Origin of the sequence: Devosia chinhatensis, from assembly GCF_000969445.1 — a bacterium.
Taxonomy (GTDB): domain Bacteria; phylum Pseudomonadota; class Alphaproteobacteria; order Rhizobiales; family Devosiaceae; genus Devosia; species Devosia chinhatensis.
In genome coordinates, this window is the sequence record NZ_JZEY01000061.1 from 52,731 (window position 1) to 73,546 (window position 20,816).

A 20,816-nucleotide genomic window follows, 5' to 3' on the forward strand; every position below is an offset into this window, starting at 1 on the left:
GGACACCCGATTATGTGACGCTGCCGTCACAACTTCGTTGCGCCCCGGGAGTTCCCTACACGCTCTTGAGCCAGCCGCCATCGACGAAATAGGTGCTGCCGGTCGAATAGCTCGCCTTGTCCGAGCAGAGGAAGACGATGAACGCCGCCACTTCCTCTGGCGCGGCGAAACGCTTCATCCCGCCCGCCTCGTCGGCCACCGCCTGCAGATGCGCCTCATATCCCTCTTCGCCGGCGATCTGCTTGGCGGTCTTGATCCAGTCCGGCGTCAGCACCAGCCCCGGATTGACCGTATTGACGCGGATATTGTCCCCCACCACCTCATTGGCGAGCGTCTTGGAAAACATCATCAGCGCGGCCTTGGTCGTGTTGTAGATCGGCTCGTACCACAGAGGCTGCACCGCGCAGATCGAGGCATTGTGCACCACCGCACCACCGCCGCGCCGCTTCATGCCCGGCACCAGTCCGCGCGCCAGCCGCACGGCGGCCATCACATGCAGGTCCCAATAATATTGCCACTTGGCGTCCTCGGCCTCAAGGATCGTTTCGTTCGATCCGGTGCCGGCATTGTTGATGAGAATATCGATATCGCCGGCCGCCGCGATCGCCGCATCGCAACCTTTGGCAGTCGCCACATCGGCCGAAATGCCCCGCGCCGTCACGCCGAACGTGGCGCCGATCCGCGCGGCCTCCGCATCCGCACGCGCTCCGTCACGCCCCACGAGCAGGAGGTCGCAGCCCTCCCTGGCCAGACCTTCTGCGATGGCGAGACCGATCCCCACGGTGCCGCCGGTGATGACGGCCTTCTTTCCCTTGAGCCCGAGGTCCATTGTCCGCTCCCTATTGTGCGACGCGGATTTGCAGCTTGACGTCGCTCGGGCGCGCCTCGACGGCACGATCGAAGGCCGTCTTGGCGTCCTCGAAAGCAAAGGTTTCTGAAATCAGCGGCTTGAGGTTGACTTTGCCTGAGGCAATGAGCGCAATGGCTCGGTCATATTGATGGGCATAGCGAAAGACATTTTCGATCCGCACTTCCTTGACCGAAGCACCGGCAATGTCGATGGCCACCGGTTCCACCGGCAGCCCGACGACGACAATCGCTCCACCGGGACGCGGCAGGTTCATGATGGTTTCCCATGCCTTGGGCGCGCCCGAGCATTCGAACACCACGTCGGCGCCCCAGCCATCGGTCAGGCGCGCAACCGCGTCGGCCACCTTTTCCGTGCGGATATTGACCGGAATGATGCCCTCGTATTGGGCGGCAATATCGAGCTTTGGCTGCGCCAGATCGGCCACGATCACGCGTGCACATCCCCCGGCGAGCGCCGCGAGGGCAACCATGGTGCCGATGGGTCCGGCGCCCAGCACGACCGCGATGTCGCCCGGCTGGATCCGGGCCTTGCTCGCAGCCTGCATACCGACGGCGAACGGCTCCACCATCGCGCCTTCGGCAAAACTGACATTGTCTGGAAGTTTGAAAGTATAGTTGGCCGGATGCACGACTTCAGCCGTCAACACGCCATGGATCGGCGGGGTGGCCCAGAACGTCACCGCAGGGTCGACATTGTACATGCCGAGGCGACTGGCGCGCGAATTGGCGTCGGGAATGCCCGGCTCCATGCAGACGCGGTCGCCGACCTTGAGATGCGTGACACCCTCTCCAAGGGCGACGATAGTCCCGGCCGCCTCGTGGCCGAGCACCATGGGCGCGTTGACCACGAAGGGGCCGATCCGCCCATGCGTGTAATAGTGAACGTCCGAGCCGCACACGCCGACAGTGTGGATTGCGATGCGGACCTGACCCGGTCCAACCTCCAGCGGAAGATCGATATCGCGCAGCGCCAGCTCATGCTGCCGCTCCAGAACCAGGGCCCGAACCATCGCCATGACATCCTCCATTTCGGCTTGCCCGAGCATTAGCGCATCGGCTGGGCATTCGCCAGAGGAGGCGGCGATCAGGTGCTCGGCTGCATCATGGAAAAGACGAGGAAGATGAGGGCAAACGCAATGACGACCACCGACATGGAGATAATCAGAACCCGCAGGTTCATCTTGCGCGGATTGGCCTGGCGCACTTCCGTCGTATTCTTGTTGGGGTCGTAGGTTTCCATAAAAATCTCCCGGTTCACTTCACAACAGCCAACGTTCGGAACCGGGCGCGGTTCCCTGCCCCGCGCTCACGGGGCTTGACGCCTGCCCCCGGGCCGTTGAAGGCTCCGGCATGACCCGCACGCTCTCAACGTCCGCTCCCGGCTCCGAAGCCCTCTCCGCCATGATCATGGCGGGCCGAGGCTTGGCGCCGGCCGATCTCGTCATTCGCAATGTCGGCCTGCTCGACGTCATCACGGGTGCCGTCACACAGACGGACATTGCCATTGTCGGTGACCGCATCGTGGGGACCCATGCGCGCTACGAAGGACGTGAGGAGATCGATGGCACCGGGCGCTTTGCCGTGCCTGGCTTTATCGACACACACCTGCATATCGAATCCTCGCTCGTCACCCCGCTCGAATTCGATCGCTGCGTGCTGCCACACGGCGTCACCACCGTCCTTTGCGACCCCCATGAGATCGCCAATGTCCTGGGCGCCGAGGGCATCCGCTATTTCCTCGACAGCGCCGAGCGCGCCATCATGGATATCCGGGTCAATCTCTCCTCCTGCGTGCCCGCTACCCCCTTCGAAACCGCAGGCGCCCGGCTCGAAATCGAGGACCTGCTGCCCTTCCGCGATCACCCTAAGGTCGTCGGTCTCGCCGAAATGATGAACTTCCCCGGCGTGCTCAATGCCGATCCGGGCATTCTTGCCAAGCTCGTTGCCTTTCAGGATGGCCACATCGATGGCCACGCCCCGCTGCTGCGCGGCCAGGACCTCAACGGCTACCTTGCCGCCGGCATCCGCACCGATCATGAGGCGACCTCTGCGGCCGAGGCACGCGAAAAGCTCGCCAAGGGCATGGCCATTCTCATTCGCGAAGGCTCTGTTTCCAAGGACCTCGAGGCCCTGGCAGAGATTCTCGACGAGAACACCTCCAGCTTCGTCGCCCTCTGCACCGATGACCGCAATCCGCTCGACATTGCCGAGGAAGGCCATCTCGACAGCTCGATCCGGCGCCTCATCGCCATGGGTCGCCCGCTCCATCACGTCTATCGCGCGGCCAGCCATTCGGCCGCCCGCATATTCGGCCTGCGCGACCGGGGCCTCTTGGCGCCCGGCTGGCGCGCCGACCTAGCGCTTGTCGATAGTCTCCAGGACTGCACGGTGTCGAACGTCATCGCGGCCGGGCGCCTTGTGACTTCTTCCCTCTTCGAGGCCCGCGAGGCTGTCGCTCCGGTGGGTCTTTCCTCCATGAAGGCCAGCCCCGTCACCGCCGAAGCCTTTGTCACCGAGGCGAGGCCTGGCCAGAACAGCGTTCCCGTCATCGGGGTCAAGCCGGGCCTCATCCTCACCTTCCGCGAGGAGGCGACCCTCGCCTCGGGCGCCAGCGGGCTTCAGCCCGATCTCGACGCCGATGTCATCAAGGTGGCCGTCATCGAGCGGCACGGCAAGAACGGCAATATCGGCCGATCCTTCGTCAAGGGCTTCGGCCTCAAGCGCGGCGCGATTGCCTCATCGGTCGGTCATGACAGCCACAACATCACGGTGGTGGGCGCCGACGATGCCGACATGGCCTTGGCGGTAAACCGCCTCATCCAGTTGGGCGGTGGCTTTGCCGTGGCCGAGGACGGGCGGATTACCGCTGAACTGGCCTTGCCCCTTGCGGGCCTCATGAGCCTTGAGCCCTTCGAGCAGGTTTCGGCAGACCTGCATCACTTGCGCGACGCCGCCAGGGCGCTCGGTTGCGTCCTGCCCGAGCCGTTCCTTCAGGTCGCGTTCCTGGCGCTGCCGGTCATTCCCCATCTGAAAATGACCGACCGCGGCCTGTTCGACGTCGATCTTTTCGACTTCGTCAGCTGAGCACCGTCCGAAACCCTCAGGCGCGCGCCTTGTCGCGCGCCTTGACCTTGCGCCGGGCGGCATGCAGCAGCGGCTCGGTATAGCCGCTGGGCTGGTCGGCTCCGTGCAGGGCCAGGTCCAGGGCCGCCGTGAACGCCACCGACTGGAAGTTCTCGCTCATTGGCCGATAGATCGGATCGCCTGCATTCTGCTCGTCCACCACCTTGGCCATGCGCTCGAACACCGAGGTTACCTCGTCGCGACTGACAAGGCCGTGGCGCAGCCAGTTGGCAACCGCCTGCGATGAAATCCGGCATGTGGCGCGGTCTTCCATCAGTCCGACATTGTTGATGTCCGGAACCTTCGAACACCCCACGCCCTGCTGCACCCAGCGCACCACATAGCCCAATATACCCTGGGCATTGTTCTCGAGTTCGCGGGTGATCTCCTCGCGGCTGAGCGAATATGGCGCCTGCGCCGGCATGGAGAACAGGTCGGTGAGGCTCGGCAGAGGCTGGTTATGGCGGCGCGTCTGGGCTTCGAACACGTCGACCTGATGATAATGCAGCGCATGCAGCGTCGCGGCTGTCGGCGAGGGCACCCAGGCCGTATTGGCGCCGGCATTGGGATGGCCGATCTTGGCCTCCATCATCGCCGCCATATCATCGGGCCGGGCCCACATGCCCTTGCCGATCTGCGCCTTGCCCGAGAACCCGGCCTTGAGCCCGATCAGCACATTGCGATCCTCGTAGGAGGCAATCCACTTTTCGCTCTTGATCTCGTCCTTGCGCAGCACGGCGCCCGCTTCCATCGAGGTGTGAATCTCGTCCCCGGTCCGGTCGAGGAAGCCGGTATTGATGAAGAACACCCGGGCGCGGGCCTCGTAGATGGCCGCCTTGAGATTGGCCGAAGTCCGGCGCTCCTCGTCCATGATGCCGAGCTTGATCTGGTTGGGCTTGAGGCCCAGCATGGCTTCGACGGACGCGAAGATGGCGCAGGCAAAGGCCACTTCCTCGGGGCCATGCATCTTGGGCTTGACGACATAGATGGCGCCATGGCGCGCATTGCGGCCCTGGTCGTGCAGGGCGCATAGCGCGGTGATGGCCGCATCCATTAGGCCCTCGCCCACCGGCTTGCCGTCGAGCAGCACGGCGTCGGTATTCATCAGGTGCCCCACATTGCGCACCAGCAGCAACGAGCGACCCTTGAGCACCAGCGGCTTGCCCTGGATGTCCTTGTAGGTGCGGTCCGCCTTGAGCGTGCGCGTCACCTGCTTGCCGCCTTTTTCGAATGTGTCCGCCAGCGATCCCGTCATCAGGCCCAGCCAGTTGCGATAGACGCCGACCTTGTCCTCGGCATCGACGGCGGCCACCGAATCCTCGCAATCCTGGATCGTGGTCAGCGCCGCTTCCACGATCACATCGCTCAACCCGGCCGCATGGGCCGCGCCGATTTCTGTCTGCGGGGCGATGACCAGCACGACATGCAGGCCATTGTGCTTGAGCACGATCTCGCCTTCGGTCTCCGTGCCGCCATAGCCCACGAAGGCATCGGGGTCGCGCAGGCCCGTCCGCCCGATGGCGGTATCCACCACCAGCACCCGCGTGTCGCCGTCCTTGACGATATGGTACCCGCTCGCATCCTTGTGGCTGCCCCCGGCCAGCGGAAACGTGGCATCGAGGAACTCGGCCACCCGTGCCACCACGGCCGCGCCGCGTGACGCATTGTAGCCCTTGCCCGGCGCCAGCTCGCCCTCGCGCCCGATCACGTCCGTGCCATAAAGCGCGTCATAAAGCGAACCCCAGCGCGCATTGGCGGCATTGAGCGCATACCGCGCATTGGACACCGGCACCACCAGCTGCGGCCCGCAGGTCGTGGCGATTTCGGGATCGAGCCCCTCGGTTTCGATAGTGAAATCACCCGGCTCTTCGACAAGATAGCCGATCTCGCGCAGGAAGCTCTCATAGCCGGCGGGATTGTTGGACACCGGCCCGTTCTGGCGATGCCAGTCATCGATCTGGCCCTGCAGCGCATCGCGCCGCGCCAGCAGCCGCGCATTGGTCGGCACATGCTCGGCCAGCAGTGCCGCAAACCCAGACCAGAACTGCTCCGGCGAAACCGACGTCCCGGGCAATGCTTCCGTCTCGACGAAATCCGCCAGCAGCGGATGCACGGAAAGGCCGGATTTCGTCAGGTATTCAGTCATGGGGGAGCCTCGCAAAACAGCTTTGCGACAGCATTAGGACATCGGGCGACCCCTCACAACCCGCCTAAAGTAGACTTCGCCCTTGCACCAGCAACATAGACTTCCGCCACGGCCCGGTCGTCGCCCAAAGTCTGGAGTACAAACAATTCTTCCACCAAAGTTTCGACATTGCCCATGCGCATCCGCATCAGCGGTGTGGCCCGTGCATCGAGCACCACGAGGTCTGCCGCCCGCCCCGGCGCGATCGAGCCGATCGTGTCGTCCAGCCCCAGAGCCTCGGCATTGCCGCGCGTCGCCATGTCGAACGAGGCCAGCGGATTGAGCCTTTGCCCGCGCAATTGCAGCACCTTGTAACCCTCGTCGAGCGTGCGCAGCATCGAGACGCTCGTGCCCCCGCCGATATCGGTCGCAACCCCAACCCGCACCCCCGCCTTCATCAGCCGTTCGCGGTCGAACAGCCCCGAGCCCAGGAACAGGTTGGACGTCGGGCAAAACACCGCCACCGCTCCCGTTTCCGCCAGGACGGCCGTTTCGCGATGGTTGAGATGGATGCAATGGCCCAGCAGCGTCTTGCGTCCCAATAGCCCATAATCTTCGTAAATCCCGGTATAGTCCGGACTATCGGGATAAAGCGCCATCGAATAGGAAATCTCGGCGTCGTTCTCGCTGAGATGGGTCTGCACGTAAGCATCGGGATGCTCGGCGACCAGCGCCCGCGCCGCCTCCATCTGCTCCGGCGTCGAGGTGATGGCAAAGCGCGGCGAGATCGCATAGAGCCCCCGCCCGCGCCCATGCCAGCGCGCAATCAGCGCCTTGGTGTCGTCATAACCCGATTGGGCGGTGTCGCAGAGCCCCTCGGGCGCATTGCGGTCCATCATCACCTTGCCGCCCACCATCAGCATGTTCCGCCTCTGTGCCTCGGCAAAAAAGGCGTCGACCGAACGCGGATGGCTCGAGCAATAGGCCACCGCGCTCGTCGTGCCATGGCGGATCAGGGCGTCATAGAAATCGACCGCCACCGCATCGGCGTGACCCTGCTGGGCGAATTTCTGCTCCTCGATGAAGGTATAGGTGTTGAGCCATTCGAGCAGCGACCCGGCATAGGCAGCCATCATGTTGCTCTGCACGTAATGCAGGTGCAGGTCGATGAAGCCGGGCAGGATCAGGTTGGGCCGGTGGTCGATCACCATGGCCCCCGCCAGGTCGGCCTCGGCGAAGTCCCCCACCCAGACCACGATCCCATCCGCGATGCCGACGGCGCCGTCCTCGAGATAGAGATAGCTCTCGTGATCGTCGATCGCCTGCGGCGCGCGCGTGAAGCTCAGCACCCGGCCCCGCAGGATTGTCCGGCTCATGAGCCGGTGCCCTCGCGATACCATTCCACCAGCAGCGCCCGCTCCGCCGCGGTCATTTCGGTGACATTGCCCGGTGGCATGGCATGGCTCCATCCGGCCTGGATGGCGATCTGGTGGGCTTGATTGGCGATGGCGACATCATTGTCGAGAATGACATTCTTGGGCGCCTCGTAGACGCCTTCATAGACCGGTTCGGCCGTGTGGCACATGGCGCAGCGCGTCTGCACCGCAAGGCTGGCGGCGGCGAAATGCTCCGTCGCCATGAACCGCTCGCCGGTGGCCGACGCCAGGCTGGGCGTGTCGACGCCCGGCAGCTTGGGCGAGGTGGACAGCCAGGCGATGATCAGCATCAGCACCGTGGCAGCGAGCCAGGTCCAGTGCGGATTGCCCTTCCGGGCATGCCGGGTATTGAAATAGTGCCGGATGACCACGCCGACAAGAAAGATCAGCGAGGCAATGATCCAGTTCCACTGCGTCGCGAACGCCAGCGGATAATGGCTGGACAGCATGAAGAAGATCACCGGCAGCGTGAGGTAATTGTTGTGCAGGCTGCGCTGCTTGGCAATCTTGCCATATTTGGCGTCCGGCACCCGCCCGGCCTTGAGGTCGGCCACCACGATCTTCTGGTTGGGGATGATGATCATCGCCACGTTCGCCGTCATGATGGTCGCGGTGAACGCCCCCATGTGCAGCAGGGCGGCCCGCCCGGTGAAGAGCTGGGTATAGCCCCAGCTCATGGCGACGAGAATGGCGAACAGCACCAGCATCAGCCCGGTCGTCGATTGCCCGATCGGGGATTTGCAGAGCGTGTCGTAAAGCAGCCAGCCCAGCACGATCGAGCCGGCGGAGATCAGGATCGCCACCCAGCTGGGCACGTCGAACACATTGCGGTCGACCAGGAACAGGTCCGCGCCCACGTAATAGAGCAGCACCAGCAGCATAGCGCCGCTCAGCCAGGTCGCGTAGCTCTCCCACTTGAACCAGGTGAGGTGCTCGGGGAGAAATTCGGGCGCCACCAGGTATTTCTGGATGTGGTAGAAGCCGCCCCCATGCACCTGCCATTCCTCGCCATGCGCCAGGGGCGGCAGGCTCGGCGTCTTGCGCAGGCCCAAATCCAGCGCAATGAAATAAAAGGACGACCCGATCCAGGCAATGGCGGTCACGACGTGCAACCAGCGCACGGCAAACATCGCCCATTCGTAAAAGATAGCGTATTCGGGCATTTCGTCCTCGTTTGGAAGACCCCTCACCCAAACCCTCTCCCGTGGAGCGAGAGGACTGACGCAGCGGTCGGAGCAGGATGGTGCCTCGAACGCGATGCGGCTCCCTCGCCCCTCTGGGGAAAGGGCTGGGGTGAGGGGTTGAATGGAAGGGCGGCCAGAGACCGCCCGTCCGAAAGCCTGTCTTATGCCGGCGGGTTCACGCCTTCGACATACCAGTCCATGCCCAGAAGCTCTTCATCGGTCATGGTGACGCCGGCGGCAACGCGCTCGACACCGGTATGATCGTTGATCGGGCCGGTGAAGATATTGAACGAGCCATCGATCTGGCCCTGCTTGACCGCTTCAGCGGCGGCAGCGACCTCTTCGGTGACCTTGGGGCCATAGGGCCCGATCTCGACTTCGCCTTCGGCCAGGCCCGGCCAGCTGTCCTTGCTCTCCCAGGTGCCGTCGATCACGGCCTGGGCGGTCTTGACATAGTGGGGGCCCCAATTGTCGATGATCGAGGTCAGCTGGGCCTGCGGTGCAAAGGCGCTCATGTCGGCGCCCTGGCCGAAACCGCCCACGATGCCGCGTTCCTCGGCAACCTGCAGGGCAGCCGGGCCGTCGGTGTGCTGGGCAATCACGTCGATGCCCTGGTCGATCATGGCGCGGGCCGCGTCGGCCTCCCTGGCCGGGTCGTTCCAGCTCGAGATGAACACCGGAGTGATGGTGAAGTCAGGGTTCACCTTGCGGGCGGCCAGCACGAAGGCATTGATGCCCATGACCACTTCGGGGATCGGGAACGAACCGATATAGCCTGCCTTGCCGGTCTGGCTGAGATGGCCGGCAATGGTGCCGCAAACGGCACGGCCTTCATGGAAGCGGGCATTATAGGTGCCCACATTGGCCGCGCGCATATAGCCGGTGGCGTGCTCGAAGGTAATGTCGGGGAACTGCTCGGCAACCTTGATCACCGAGTCACCGAAGCCGAAGCTGGTGGCGAAGATCAGCTTGCAGCCCTGCTGGGCCAGCTCGCGCAGCACGCGCTCGCAGTCTGGGCCTTCCGGCACGTTCTCGACATAGACGGTTTCGACCGCATCGCCCAGCTGCTCTTCAAGATAGAGACGAGCCTGGTTATGCGCATAGTTCCAGCCATTGTCGTTGATCGTGCCGACGAGCACGAAGCCGACCTTGAGCGGTTCGGTCTGGGCGAAGGCGCGCGAGCCAAGCAGCGGCAATGCCGCGGCGACGGCGCCGGCCTTGAGCAGGTTACGACGATTGAGCGTCATGGGTTTCTCCTGAGTGACGGGCTTGTTGATCAGGTCAGTCATTGTCCGCTGGCCTAATTGGAGGGCAAGAACGGCCTGCCGAGACAGGCCGGAGCATTGGAGGACGCATCGCGGCGGATCGAGATCAGCACCAGGACCACGATGGTGGCGAGATAGGGCATGGCGGCCCAGAGTTCGGCCGGGATGGCCGCCAGCGGACCGCCGCCGGCCTTGGAATAGAGTTCCATGGTCATGACGAGGCCGAAGAGATAGGCGCCCGCAAGCAGCCGGAAGGGTTTCCAGCTGGCAAAGACCACCAGCGCCACCGCGATCCAGCCGCGGCCCGCGGTCATCCGCTCGGCCCATTGCGGGGTCAGCAGCAAGGGGAAGCATGCGCCGGCGATCCCCGCCATGGCACCGCCGAATGCCACCGCGGCAAAGCGCACCCCGATTACCGAATAGCCGATGGAATGGGCGGAATGATCGTTCTCACCGACCGCACGCAGGATCAGCCCCGCCCGCGTCTTCTTGAGGAAGAACCACACCACGACCACCATGATCAGCGAGAAATAGACCAGCGCCGAATAGCCGAACAGCACGCGCCAGATCGGATGGGTCGCCATTTCGCCGGGGAACAGCGGTCCCAGGAGGGTCACCGGCCGGGCCGAATAACCCTGCCCCGCCAGCGCTGAAAAGCCGGTGCCGAAAATGGTCAGCGCCAGGCCTGTGGCGGTCTGGTTCGCCGAAAGGCTGAGCGTGAGGAAGCCGAAGATCATCGAGGCCGCAATACCGGCCCCGGCTGCGCAGAGGATGGCAAGGTAATGATTGCCGGTCGTGAAGGTCACGACAAAGGCAGTGATCGCTCCGATCAGCATCATGCCTTCGACGCCCAGGTTGAGCACGCCCGACTTTTCCACCACCAGTTCGCCCAGCGCGGCAATGAGGATCGGCGTCGAGGCGCCGACCACGGTGACGATGATCGCGATCAGCAATTCTGTGGTCATGCCCGCGCCTCCTCCTGGGACGCGACCCGCCTGAGACGGTATCGCACCAGGATATCGCCGGCGAGCAGGAAGAACAGCATCATCGACTGGAAGATGCCGCTCGCCGCCGATGGCAGGCCGATCGTGGTCTGCGCAATCTCGCCGCCCACAAAGGTGATCGCCATGATGATGCCCGCAAAGATCACGCCGAGCGGATTGAGCCGGCCGAGGAACGCCACGATGATGGCGGTGAAGCCGTAATTGGTTGGAAAACCGGGCACCATGCGCTGGAAGGGTCCCGCCACTTCAAGCATGCCGGCAAAGCCCGCCAGCCCGCCGCTCACCAGCAGCGCCAGCCAGATCGTTTTCTTTTCGGAAAACCCGCCATAGCGCGCCGCATGCGGAGCCGCGCCCACCACTTTCATCTGGTAGCCGAAAACCGAGCGGGACATGATGAACCAGGCCACCAGCGCCACGATGATGGCGATCGGTATGCCCGCATGCACGATGGTCTGCGGAATGATATTGGGCAGCAGCGCATCGGCTGCAAAGCGCCGCGTCTGCGGGAAGCCCATGCCCATCGGGTCTTTCCAGGGCGCGCGGACGAGGTAATAGATCAACTGCACCGACGCATAGGTCAGCATCAGCGAGGTCAGGATTTCGTTGACGTTGAGCCGTGTCTTGAAGAAGGCCGGAATGGCTGCAAAGGCGGCGCCGCCCAGCACGCCGGCAATCATCATGGCCGGCAGGATCCAGAAGCCTGTCATGCCATGGGTCGAGAGCGCCACCCAGGTCGCCGCGAGCGCGCCCATGATATACTGGCCTTCCGCCCCGATGTTCCAGACATTGGCCCGGTAGGCGATGGAAAGCCCCACCCCGATGATGATCAGCGGCGATGCCTTGACCGCCAGGTCCTGCCATTTGAGCGAATTGGTCAGCGGCGTCAGGAAAATCTCCCGCACCGCGCCAACGCCATCATAGCCGATGGCGGAAAAAATGATGGCGCCGAAAAACATGGTCAGCAGCACCGCGATCAGCGGCGCGGCATAGAGAACCGCCTTGGACGGCTCGCGGCGCTTTTCGAGACGGAACTGCATCATGCCGCCTCCACCGAATTGTGCACGCCGCCCATCAGCAGGCCGATTTCGTCCACGCTGAAATTCTCCACCGGCCGTACCGGGCTCAGCCGCCCCATATTGATCACCGCCAGGCTGTCCGCCAAAGCGCGCAGTTCGTCGAGGTCCTGGCTGATGACGACGATGGCGGAACCGGCCGCCGCCAGATCCACCAGCGCCTGGTGGATCGCCGCAGCCGCGCCCGCATCCACGCCCCAGGTGGGCTGGCTGACCACGAGCACGCTGGGCTTTTGAAGGATTTCCCGCCCCATGATGTATTTCTGCAAGTTCCCGCCCGACAGCGATCCCGCCGTCGAACCGGGCCCCAGGGCCTTGACCGCGAAGTCGGCGATCACCTTGCCCGTATAGGTCCGGGCCGCGCCTGAATTGATCAGCCCCATGACCACCATGCCCAGCCGGTCGCGCGCCGTCAGCACGGAATTGTCGGCCAGCGAGAAGTCGCCGACTGCCGCGTGTCCATTGCGCTCCTCGGGCACGGCGCAGAGCCCGTGCCGGCGCCGCTCGGTGGTGTTCATCGTGCCGATCCCGAGCCCGTCGATCGTGACCGCCTCGCGGTCATCGCCCGGCATTTCTCCGCTCAGCGCATCGAGCAAGGCGTTTTGTCCGTTGCCCGCCACACCGGCAATGCCCAGGATTTCCCCGGCCCTTACCGTGAACGTGACATTATCGGCCGGAACGTCAAAATGGCCGGTCTTCAACGTTGACAGTCTGTTAACGACAAGCTTCGGCTGACCGAAAGTGCGACCCTCGTCCTTGACGATGTCGCGCAGGTTCGTGCCGATCATTTTCTCTGCCATCGAGCGGCTGGTTTCCGCTTTCGGGTCGCAGGTATCCACCAGCTTGCCGCCGCGCAAAATCGTCGCCGTGTCGCATAAGGCTTTGATTTCGTGGAGCTTATGCGAGATGTAGAGGATCGAGCACCCTTCCGCCGCCAGCTTGCGCAGCACGGTGAACAGCTGCTCCACCTCCTGCGGCGTCAGCACCGAAGTCGGCTCATCCATGATCAGCAATTGCGGGTTGAGCAGCAAAGCTCTAACGATTTCAATACGTTGGCGCTCACCGACGGAGAGCGTCGCCACCGTCCGGTGCGGGTCCAGCGCCAGCCCATAGGTCGCCATGACCTCCCGGATCCGCGCTTCCAGCTCCCGGGACGGGATCTTGGCATCCATGCCCAGCGCGATATTCTCCAGCACCGTCAGCGCCTCGAACAGCGAAAAGTGCTGGAATACCATACCGATACCCAGCCTCCGCGCTGCCTTGGGATTGGGCACGTTGACCTTCAGGCCGTTCCAGAAAATATCGCCGGCATCGGGCTGCATGATCCCGTAGATCATCTTCACCAGCGTCGACTTGCCTGCCCCGTTTTCCCCCAGCAGGGCATGGATTTCTCCCGGTTTGACCGCAAAGGAAACGTTGTCATTGGCCAGGACGCCGGGGAACTGCTTGGTGATGCCGCTCAATTCGAGCCGATTGACCATGTCAGAACCCACTGGTCGCCCCCTCTTTCGCAGGGGCGGACACGCGCCCGACAGATGCTTCCCGGCCGCCAATGTGGACCATAATTTCCGCCGCCGCCAGTGCTGCGATCACCGCTGGCCGTTTATCCCCAAGCCCTTGCGCGCCAATCGGTAAAACCAGTCGTTCCAAGGCTTTGGCGTCCCCGCCCTGGTCGATGAACCAGCTGGCGAACTTGGCACGCTTCGTCTGCGATCCAACCATGCCGACATAGGCCGCATCCGTCCGGCCCAACGCCTCCGCGACGATAAGAAAATCGAGCGCATGGTCGTGCGTCATGATCACGAAGGCGCTTCCGGCGGGCGCCGCGCGCACCACCATTTCGGGCATCGCCACCAGCCGCTGTGAAATGCCTGGCGCCAGCAGCGACAATTCCTCGCGTCGAGTGTCGATCACCTCGACCCGTACCGGTAACAGTGCCAGGATCTGCGCCAGGACACGACCCACATGCCCGGCACCGAAGACAGCAATATAAGGCGCTCTTTCCGTTTCCGCCCGGATGATGTCGGCCAGCGCTAACCGCAGGTTCTTGTCCGCAACGCGCAGCGAGACCGCCACCCGCCCCCCGCAACATTGCCCAATTTCCGGCCCCAATGGCACATCCATCGCCGCTTCGGCTCGGCCTTCGGCAATCAGCCGGCGGGCATGGTCGATCACCATATATTCGAGAGCGCCACCTCCGATCGTTCCGAAAGTCGTCTCCCGTCCAACCAGCATGAACGTGCCCTGCTCGCGAGGCGAAGAGCCACGCACCGAGGTCAGTTCGCACGCAATCGCGTCAGGATTGTTAGCGAAAAAGACTTCGAGCGCAGAGGACTGGTTCATTTCAGCTGGCCTTCGCCCCGCGCATCCGCTCGACGCCCATCAGCACCCGCTCCGGCGTGACGGGCGTATCGAGTTGGGGGGCGATCCTGTAATCCGCCACGCTTGCCACCGCCATGCCCAGCGCCTCGACCACCGAGATCGCCAGCATGAAGGGGGGCTCTCCCACGGCCTTGGACCGGCCAATCGTCGGCTCGCGGTTTACCGACCACTCGGCCAGCCTGACGTTGAAAACGGGCGGCACGTCCGACGCGAGCGGGATCTTGTAGGTCGATGGGGCATGCGTCCGCAGCTGCCCCTTAGCGTCCCACACCAGCTCTTCGGTTGTCAGCCACCCCATGCCCTGGATGAAACCGCCCTCGACCTGGCCGATATCGATGGCAGGGTTCAGCGACTTGCCGACATCATGCAGGATATCGACGCGATCGACGACATATTCTCCCGTCAGGGTATCGATCGTGACCTCGCTCACCGAGGCGCCATAGGCAAAGTAGTAGAAGGGATGACCCCGTCCGGTCGCTCGATCCCAATGGATGTCGGGGGTCTTGTAAAACCCGGCCGCCGACAATTGCACCCGATTGAGATAGGCCGAAGCCGCAAGTTCGGCGAAGGGCACGAACTCGCGGCCAACCTGCAGGCCGCCCTCTATCCACCGACAATCGCTCTCGTCGGCCTGATAGAGCTTGGCCGCGTGGGCGACCAGACGCCTCTTGATCTGCTCGCAGGCATCCCAGGCGGCCATGCCATTCAGGTCCGAGCCGGAAGACGCAGCAGTTGCCGAAGTATTCGGCACCTTGCCAGTCGAGGTCGCCATGATCTTGACTGTGTCGAGATTGACGCCGAAGGCTTCGGCAACCACCTGGGCTACCTTGATATAAAGCCCCTGGCCCATCTCGGTGCCGCCATGGCTGAGATGGATCGAGCCATCTTTGTAGACATGCACCAGAGCGCCGGCCTGATTGTACCAGGTCGCGGTGAAGGAAATGCCGAACTTGACCGGCGTCAGCGCGATGCCCTTCTTGAGCACCGTGCTTGTCCGGTTGAACGCAATGATCGCCGCGCGTCGCGCCTGGTAATCGGACGATGCTTCAAGCTCGTCCACCACGCGATGGATGACATTGTCCTGCACCGTCTGGTGATAGGGCGTTACATTGTTGGTGTCGGTGCCGTAAAAATTGGCCTTGCGGATATCGAGCGGATCCTTGCCCAGCGCATAGGCAATGTCCTCGATCCAGCGCTCGGCGCCCATCATGCCCTGAGGTCCGCCAAAACCGCGAAACGCCGTATTGGAGACGGTATTGGTATAGAGCGGCTCAGACCGGGCGCGCACGGCAGGGTACCAATAGGCATTGTCGCAATGGAACAGCGCCCGGTCCGATACCGGACCGCTGAGGTCGGACGAGAACCCGGCCCGGGTGCCATAGACGGCGTCAACGGCGAGGATCTTGCCATTGTCGTCATAGCCGACATCGTAATCGACCACGAAGTCATGGCGCTTGCCGGTGGCCTGCATGTCGTCATCGCGGTCGGGCCGGATCTTGCAGGCGCGGTTCCATTTCTTCGCCGCGACAGCAGCCACCGCCGCAAACAAGTTGCCCTGCGTTTCCTTGCCCCCAAAGCCGCCACCCATCCGGCGGACATTGATGGTCACCGCATTGTGGCGGATGCCCAGGACCTGCGCCACCATCAGCTGCACTTCGCTCGGATGCTGGGTCGAGGAATGGATGACGATATCCTCGTCCTCGCCGGGAATGGCAAAAGCGATCTGGCCTTCGAGATAGAAGTGATCCTGGCCGCCGATAGCGATGGCGCCTTTTGCCCGGCGTGGCGCGCCGGACAGGCCGGCCTCGACGTCGCCACGCTCAAGCTTGAGCGGTTCGGTGACCAACTTCCCACCGGCCGCCTGTGCCGAGCGCACATCCGCAATCCAGTCGAGATCGGCATAATCGATCTTCGCCAATTGCGCCGCCCGCCGTGCCGCATCGCGCGTTTCAGCGATCACCGCAAAAACCGGCTGCCCCCAGAACTGCACCTTGCCCACCGCAAAGATGGGCTCGTCATGCTTGTGGCTTGGAGAGACGTCGTTTTCGCCGGGAATATCGTCTGCCGTCAGCACGCCGATGACGCCAGGAAAGGCCTCGACAGCAGAAAAATCCATCGCGACAATGTCCGCGTGCGCCTTGGTCGAAAGGCCCAGATAGGCGTGCATCGTTCCGACTGGTTCGATCATGTCGTCGATGTATTCGGCGGTTCCGGCAACATGCTTGGGCCCGCTGTCATGGCGGGTATTGGTGTGAAGCACCGAAAGGGAAATCGGGGTGTCGTGCTTGTTCATGCTACCTCCCGCCTCAGCCGCTCGCCGCGGCCCTGCGTGTCGAGGAAGAAACGCTTGAGCAGGTTCTGCGCTGCCAGCAGGCGATAGTCTGCCGAGGCCCGCATGTCGCTTATGGGCTGATAATCCTCGCCAAAGGCAGAGACCGCCGCCTCGATGGTCTCGATGGTCCACGGCTTGCCGACGAGAGCGGCCTCCACGGCCTTGGCCCGCTTGGGCGTCGCCGCCATGCCGCCAAAGGCGATACGGGCCATGCCGACACGGCCACCGTCGCTGACAAATACCCGGAAGGCCCCGCACAGCGCCGAGATATCTTCCTCGCGGCGCTTGGAAATCTTGTAGGTCGCGAAATGTTCGCCAGCGGGCAGGAGCGGCACGGTGACGCTCTCGACGAACTCGCCGGGCTGCCGGTCCTGCTTGCCATAGGCGAGGAAATAATCCTCGAGCTTGATCTCGCGCCGATGCTCGCCGCGCCGCAGGCTGAGCCTGGCCCCAAGTGCGATGAAGGGCGGCGGCGTATCGCCGATGGGCGAGCCATTGGCAATATTGCCGCCGATCGTACCCATGTTGCGCACCTGCTCGCCGGCGAACCGGTTCCATAGCTCGCCCAGTTGCGGAAAGCTGCTGGTGATGACCGGTAGGGCCTCCGAATAGCTCACGCCTGCATAAAAGCGGACCTCGCTGGCATTCTCGGCGATGCGTTTCAATTCCTGGAGATGGCCGATGAAAATGACCGGCCCGATCGGACGCATGAACTTGGTGACCCAGAGGCCCACATCGGTGGATCCCGCCACGACCCTCGCCTCGGGATGCTCTTCGTAGAGCGCTGCGAAATCGTCGAGGTTCGCGGGAATGAAAATCTTGTTTTCGCCTGATCCGATCTCGACCCGACGCCCGTCGACGATCGCCCCGATCTTGTCCTTGACGGCAATACGCTCCGCCCAGAGCGGATCACCCTGCGGCATGCCATAGGTGGAGATGGCCTGGGCGGCACGAATGATCGGTGCATAGCCCGTGCAGCGACAAAGATTGCCTTGAAGAGCCTTCTCGATGGCCGGCCGGGACGGATTGGGGTCGCGCATCCACAACCCGTAGAGGCTCATGACGAAGCCCGGCGTGCAGAAGCCACATTGCGATCCGTGATGGTCCACCATCGCCTGCTGCACCGGGTGCAGATTGCCGTTCTCCCCGCGCAGATGCTCGATAGTCACCACATGGGTGCCGTGCAGGCTGGCGACGAAGCGGATACAGGCGGTCACCGAATCGTAGATGATCTCGTCACCCATAAGCCTGCCCACCAGAACGGTGCAGGCGCCGCAATCGCCTTCCGCGCAGCCCTCCTTGGAGCCGCGCAGGCGACGCTCGAGGCGCAACCAGTCGAGCAGCGTCAGGTCCGGCGCCACATCGACGAGGGTGATTTCCTCGCCGTTGAGCAGAAAGCGGATCGCGTTGGTGACCTCGACCATGCCTCAGCTCCCCCGATAGGTGGAATAGGAGAACGGGCTGACCAGCAACGGCACATGATAATGCTTGTCTTCGGAGATGGTGAAGCGCAGCGGCACCACGTCGAGGAACGGCGTTTCGATCTCGACACCCAGTCGCTCGAAATATTGCCCGACGTGAAAGCGGATTTCGAATTCGCCCTGCTGGAAATCCTCGTCCAGCAGGGGCCGATCCACGCGGCCGTCCTCATTTGTATAGCTGTCCAACAAGTGGTGCGTGTGGTCGCCGTGCACATAATGCAGTTCGAGACGCATGCCCCGTGCCGGCTTCCCGTGCATCGTGTCGAGGACATGGGTGGTGAGGCTTCCGCCCGCCATGCTTGCTGCTCCTGGATATTCCCCTCCGGCAAGACTATCGCAACCGGAACGATGCGCAATGCACATTTTTTACCAAGTGGTCCACTTTTGTGCATCTTGTGTGCAGCGCCATCGACATTAAACTCTGCCCATCCCGCCCAAAGAGATTCTGCCATGAACCGCTATCCTCGCGACATGCACGGCTACGGAGCCAACCCGCCAGATGCCAACTGGCCCGGCAAGGCGCTGGTGGCTGTGCAATTCGTGCTCAACTACGAAGAGGGTGGGGAAAACAACATCCTGCATGGCGACGGCGCTTCAGAAGCCTTCCTCGTGGACGTTCTGGGCGCGCAGCCTTGGCCGAACCAGCGGCATGCCAATGTCGAATCCATGTATGAATACGGCGCCCGCGCCGGCTTCTGGCGCCTGCATCGCCTGTTCACCGATGCCGGCCTGCCCCTCACTGTCTATGGTGTTGCCACCGCCCTGATGCGCGCCCCCGCACAGGTGGCTGCCATGCAGGAGGCGGGCTGGGAGATCGCCAGTCACGGTCTCAAGTGGGTGCAGCACAAGGACATGCCGCCAGCCGAGGAAAGCGCGCAGATCGCCGAAGCGGTGCGGCTTCATACCATCGCCACTGGCAGCCGGCCACGCGGATGGTACACGGGCCGCTCGAGTCTTAACACGGTTGACCTCGTGGCCGATTACGGCGGTTTCGCCTACATTTCGGACACCTACGACGACGACCTGCCCTATTGGAAACGTGTTGGCGGCAAGCCGCAGCTGATCATTCCCTATTCCCTGTCCACCAACGATATGCGCTTCGTCACCGGCCCCGGCTTTGACAATGGCGAGGAATATTTCACCTTCCTCAAGGACAGTTTCGACTGCCTCTACGCAGAGGGACAGGCCGGTCAGCCCAAGATGATGTCGATCGGCCTGCATTGCCGCCTTGTCGGACAGCCCGGTCGCGTCCAGGGGCTCCGAAAATTCATCGACTACATCAAGCTTTTCGACCGGGTCTGGGTACCGACGCGACTACAGATTGCCGAGCACTGGGCGCGCGAGCACCCCTATGTGCCACCCGAGACCTTTCCCAGCATGCTTGAGAGGGGGGAGTTCGTTGCCCGCTACGGTTCGATCTTTGAACATTCGCCCTGGATCGCCGAGCGCGCCTGGGAGGCGGAGATGGGGCCGGCAAACGACACGGCCATCGGACTTCATTTCGCTCTACGCAGCCAGTTCCGCATGGCCAGCGATGCGGAGCGCTTGGATGTCCTCAAGGCCCACCCCGATCTGGCCGGAAAGCTCGCCGCCGCAAAACGGCTCACCGCCGAATCCACCGCCGAACAGGCTTCTGCAGGCCTCGATGCACTGACCGATGCAGAACGCGCCCGCTTTACCGCCCTCAACGATGCCTATGTCGAAAAGTTTGGGTTTCCCTTCATCATTGCCGTGCGGGACCACGACAAGGCCTCCATCCTCGAGAATTTCGAGCGGCGCTTATCCAATACGGTGGAAACCGAGTTTGCCACCGCCTGCGCGCAGGTGGAGCGCATCGCCCTTCTGCGGCTGAGCGCCATCTTGCCCTAGCCGTCTTCCCGTTTCAGCAAGGCGGGCCGGTCCATATCGACCGGCTCGGGGCGAAACAGCAGCGCGAACGCGGTAAGCCACGGCAGATTGTGCCGCATCCACACCCCGGAAAGTCCCTCATAGATCCAGAACACCTCACGCATGGCAATGAGTGTGGCAGCCAAGTTTGAACAATCGGTAACCCTACCGAAGCCTTACTTGTAGAAGTCCTGACGCAGATTGATCCCGTGCTCGAGATAGACTTTCATCGCCGCCAGCATACCGGTCCAGCCTTCACAATTGCCGTAGGATGCCTTTTGGCCAGCCGCGTTTTCTCGCCATCCTGCCTCATGGATCTTTACCAGCGTACGGTCCGGCGCAATGGCCTCGAAAGTCATGGTGACGGTAGTGTCGTAGGTGCCTGCGGCGTCGCCATCCTCCGGCGCTTCCCATTTGAGCACAATACGTTCGTCTTGAACGACCTCTGTCACGTGCACGGGGAACGCGCCGGGAAAATCATGGAAATCCCATTGGACCACCGCACCGGTTTCCAGCCGCCCCTGCGCGCCACCTGTGGTGAAGTACCCCGAGAGCTTGGCTGGGTCGGCAACGGCTTCGAAAACGTCGTGGACCGGCTTGGAAATACGACCGCTGATGGTGAATTCGTAGGCCATCGCAACGCTCCATCTTGAA

At 63.0% G+C, this 20,816-nt stretch carries 18 protein-coding genes; 2 read left to right on the forward strand and 16 right to left on the reverse strand.

Features of this window, described 5'->3' with window-relative positions; genetic code table 11:
• Nucleotides 1-55: 55 nt before the first annotated feature.
• From VE26_RS10675 to VE26_RS18090, 3 genes are all read right to left on the reverse strand, one after another.
• Entirely contained in the window at nt 56-829 is a 774-nt protein-coding gene (locus VE26_RS10675) for an SDR family NAD(P)-dependent oxidoreductase (RefSeq protein WP_046105289.1), read from the reverse strand.
• A 10-nt stretch (nt 830-839) separates the two neighbouring features.
• Complete coding sequence (locus VE26_RS10680; RefSeq protein ID WP_046106239.1) at nt 840-1,886, reverse strand: NAD(P)-dependent alcohol dehydrogenase; 1,047 nt, start codon at nt 1,884-1,886, stop codon at nt 840-842.
• A gap of 68 nt (nt 1,887-1,954) precedes the next feature.
• Complete coding sequence (locus VE26_RS18090; protein WP_160297836.1) at nt 1,955-2,110, reverse strand: hypothetical protein; 156 nt, start codon at nt 2,108-2,110, stop codon at nt 1,955-1,957.
• A 110-nt stretch (nt 2,111-2,220) separates the two neighbouring features.
• On the opposite strand from VE26_RS18090, the gene ade reads away from it, so the two are divergent.
• Nucleotides 2,221-3,954 carry an adenine deaminase gene (gene ade / locus VE26_RS10685; RefSeq protein ID WP_046105290.1) on the forward strand — a complete coding sequence of 578 codons (1,734 nt, stop codon included), beginning with the start codon at nt 2,221-2,223 and terminating at the stop codon, nt 3,952-3,954.
• Nucleotides 3,955-3,970: 16 nt separating this feature from the next.
• On the opposite strand, the gene VE26_RS10690 is transcribed toward ade, so the two are convergent.
• The 11 genes from VE26_RS10690 to uraH form a co-directional block, all read right to left on the reverse strand.
• Nucleotides 3,971-6,139, reverse strand: coding sequence for a malate synthase G (locus VE26_RS10690; RefSeq protein WP_046105291.1), 2,169 nt, complete (start codon nt 6,137-6,139; stop codon nt 3,971-3,973).
• A 53-nt stretch (nt 6,140-6,192) separates the two neighbouring features.
• A complete protein-coding gene (gene guaD / locus VE26_RS10695) occupies nt 6,193-7,494 on the reverse strand; it encodes a guanine deaminase (RefSeq protein ID WP_046105292.1) in 1,302 nt (433 codons plus the stop codon).
• Nucleotides 7,491-8,717: a urate hydroxylase PuuD gene (locus tag VE26_RS10700; protein ID WP_046105293.1), complete on the reverse strand. Its 1,227-nt coding sequence runs from the start codon at nt 8,715-8,717 to the stop codon at nt 7,491-7,493. The genes guaD and VE26_RS10700 overlap by 4 nt, the downstream gene beginning before the upstream one ends.
• A gap of 182 nt (nt 8,718-8,899) precedes the next feature.
• Nucleotides 8,900-10,027, reverse strand: a complete 1,128-nt coding sequence (locus tag VE26_RS10705) for a BMP family ABC transporter substrate-binding protein (protein ID WP_244465682.1) — start codon at nt 10,025-10,027, stop codon at nt 8,900-8,902.
• 11 nt (nt 10,028-10,038) lie between these two features.
• A complete protein-coding gene (locus tag VE26_RS10710) occupies nt 10,039-10,968 on the reverse strand; it encodes an ABC transporter permease (protein WP_200897241.1) in 930 nt (309 codons plus the stop codon).
• The gene (locus VE26_RS10715; protein ID WP_046105294.1) at nt 10,965-12,047 is read right to left on the reverse strand and encodes an ABC transporter permease; all 1,083 of its coding nucleotides are present in this window, start codon (nt 12,045-12,047) and stop codon (nt 10,965-10,967) included. Before VE26_RS10715 ends, VE26_RS10710 begins: the two co-directional genes overlap by 4 nt.
• On the reverse strand, nt 12,044-13,561 hold the full coding sequence (locus VE26_RS10720) for an ABC transporter ATP-binding protein (RefSeq protein WP_046105295.1): 1,518 nt from the start codon (nt 13,559-13,561) through the stop codon (nt 12,044-12,046). The genes VE26_RS10715 and VE26_RS10720 overlap by 4 nt, the downstream gene beginning before the upstream one ends.
• Nucleotide 13,562: 1 nt before the next feature.
• Entirely contained in the window at nt 13,563-14,423 is an 861-nt protein-coding gene (gene xdhC, locus VE26_RS10725; protein WP_046105296.1) for a xanthine dehydrogenase accessory protein XdhC, read from the reverse strand.
• Between the two features lies 1 nt (nt 14,424).
• Nucleotides 14,425-16,755, reverse strand: a complete 2,331-nt coding sequence (gene xdhB, locus VE26_RS10730) for a xanthine dehydrogenase molybdopterin binding subunit (protein WP_046105297.1) — start codon at nt 16,753-16,755, stop codon at nt 14,425-14,427.
• Nucleotides 16,752-18,218 (reverse strand): xanthine dehydrogenase small subunit, encoded by a 1,467-nt coding sequence (xdhA, locus tag VE26_RS10735; RefSeq protein WP_046105298.1) that lies wholly within the window; start codon nt 18,216-18,218, stop codon nt 16,752-16,754. The genes xdhB and xdhA overlap by 4 nt, the downstream gene beginning before the upstream one ends.
• Before the next feature lie 3 nt (nt 18,219-18,221).
• Nucleotides 18,222-18,572, reverse strand: a complete 351-nt coding sequence (gene uraH, locus VE26_RS10740; RefSeq protein ID WP_046105299.1) for a hydroxyisourate hydrolase — start codon at nt 18,570-18,572, stop codon at nt 18,222-18,224.
• 153 nt (nt 18,573-18,725) lie between these two features.
• Between uraH and puuE the strand changes: the two genes are divergently transcribed.
• On the forward strand, nt 18,726-20,144 hold the full coding sequence (gene puuE, locus VE26_RS10745) for an allantoinase PuuE (RefSeq protein WP_046105300.1): 1,419 nt from the start codon (nt 18,726-18,728) through the stop codon (nt 20,142-20,144).
• On the opposite strand, the gene VE26_RS18095 is transcribed toward puuE, so the two are convergent.
• Together VE26_RS18095 and VE26_RS10750 are read right to left on the reverse strand one after the other, a co-directional pair.
• The gene (locus VE26_RS18095) at nt 20,141-20,308 is read right to left on the reverse strand and encodes a hypothetical protein (protein ID WP_160297837.1); all 168 of its coding nucleotides are present in this window, start codon (nt 20,306-20,308) and stop codon (nt 20,141-20,143) included. The genes puuE and VE26_RS18095 overlap by 4 nt on opposite strands.
• Nucleotides 20,309-20,338: 30 nt before the next feature.
• Nucleotides 20,339-20,797, reverse strand: a complete 459-nt coding sequence (locus tag VE26_RS10750; RefSeq protein WP_046105301.1) for an SRPBCC family protein — start codon at nt 20,795-20,797, stop codon at nt 20,339-20,341.
• Between the last annotated feature and the right edge of the window lie 19 nt (nt 20,798-20,816).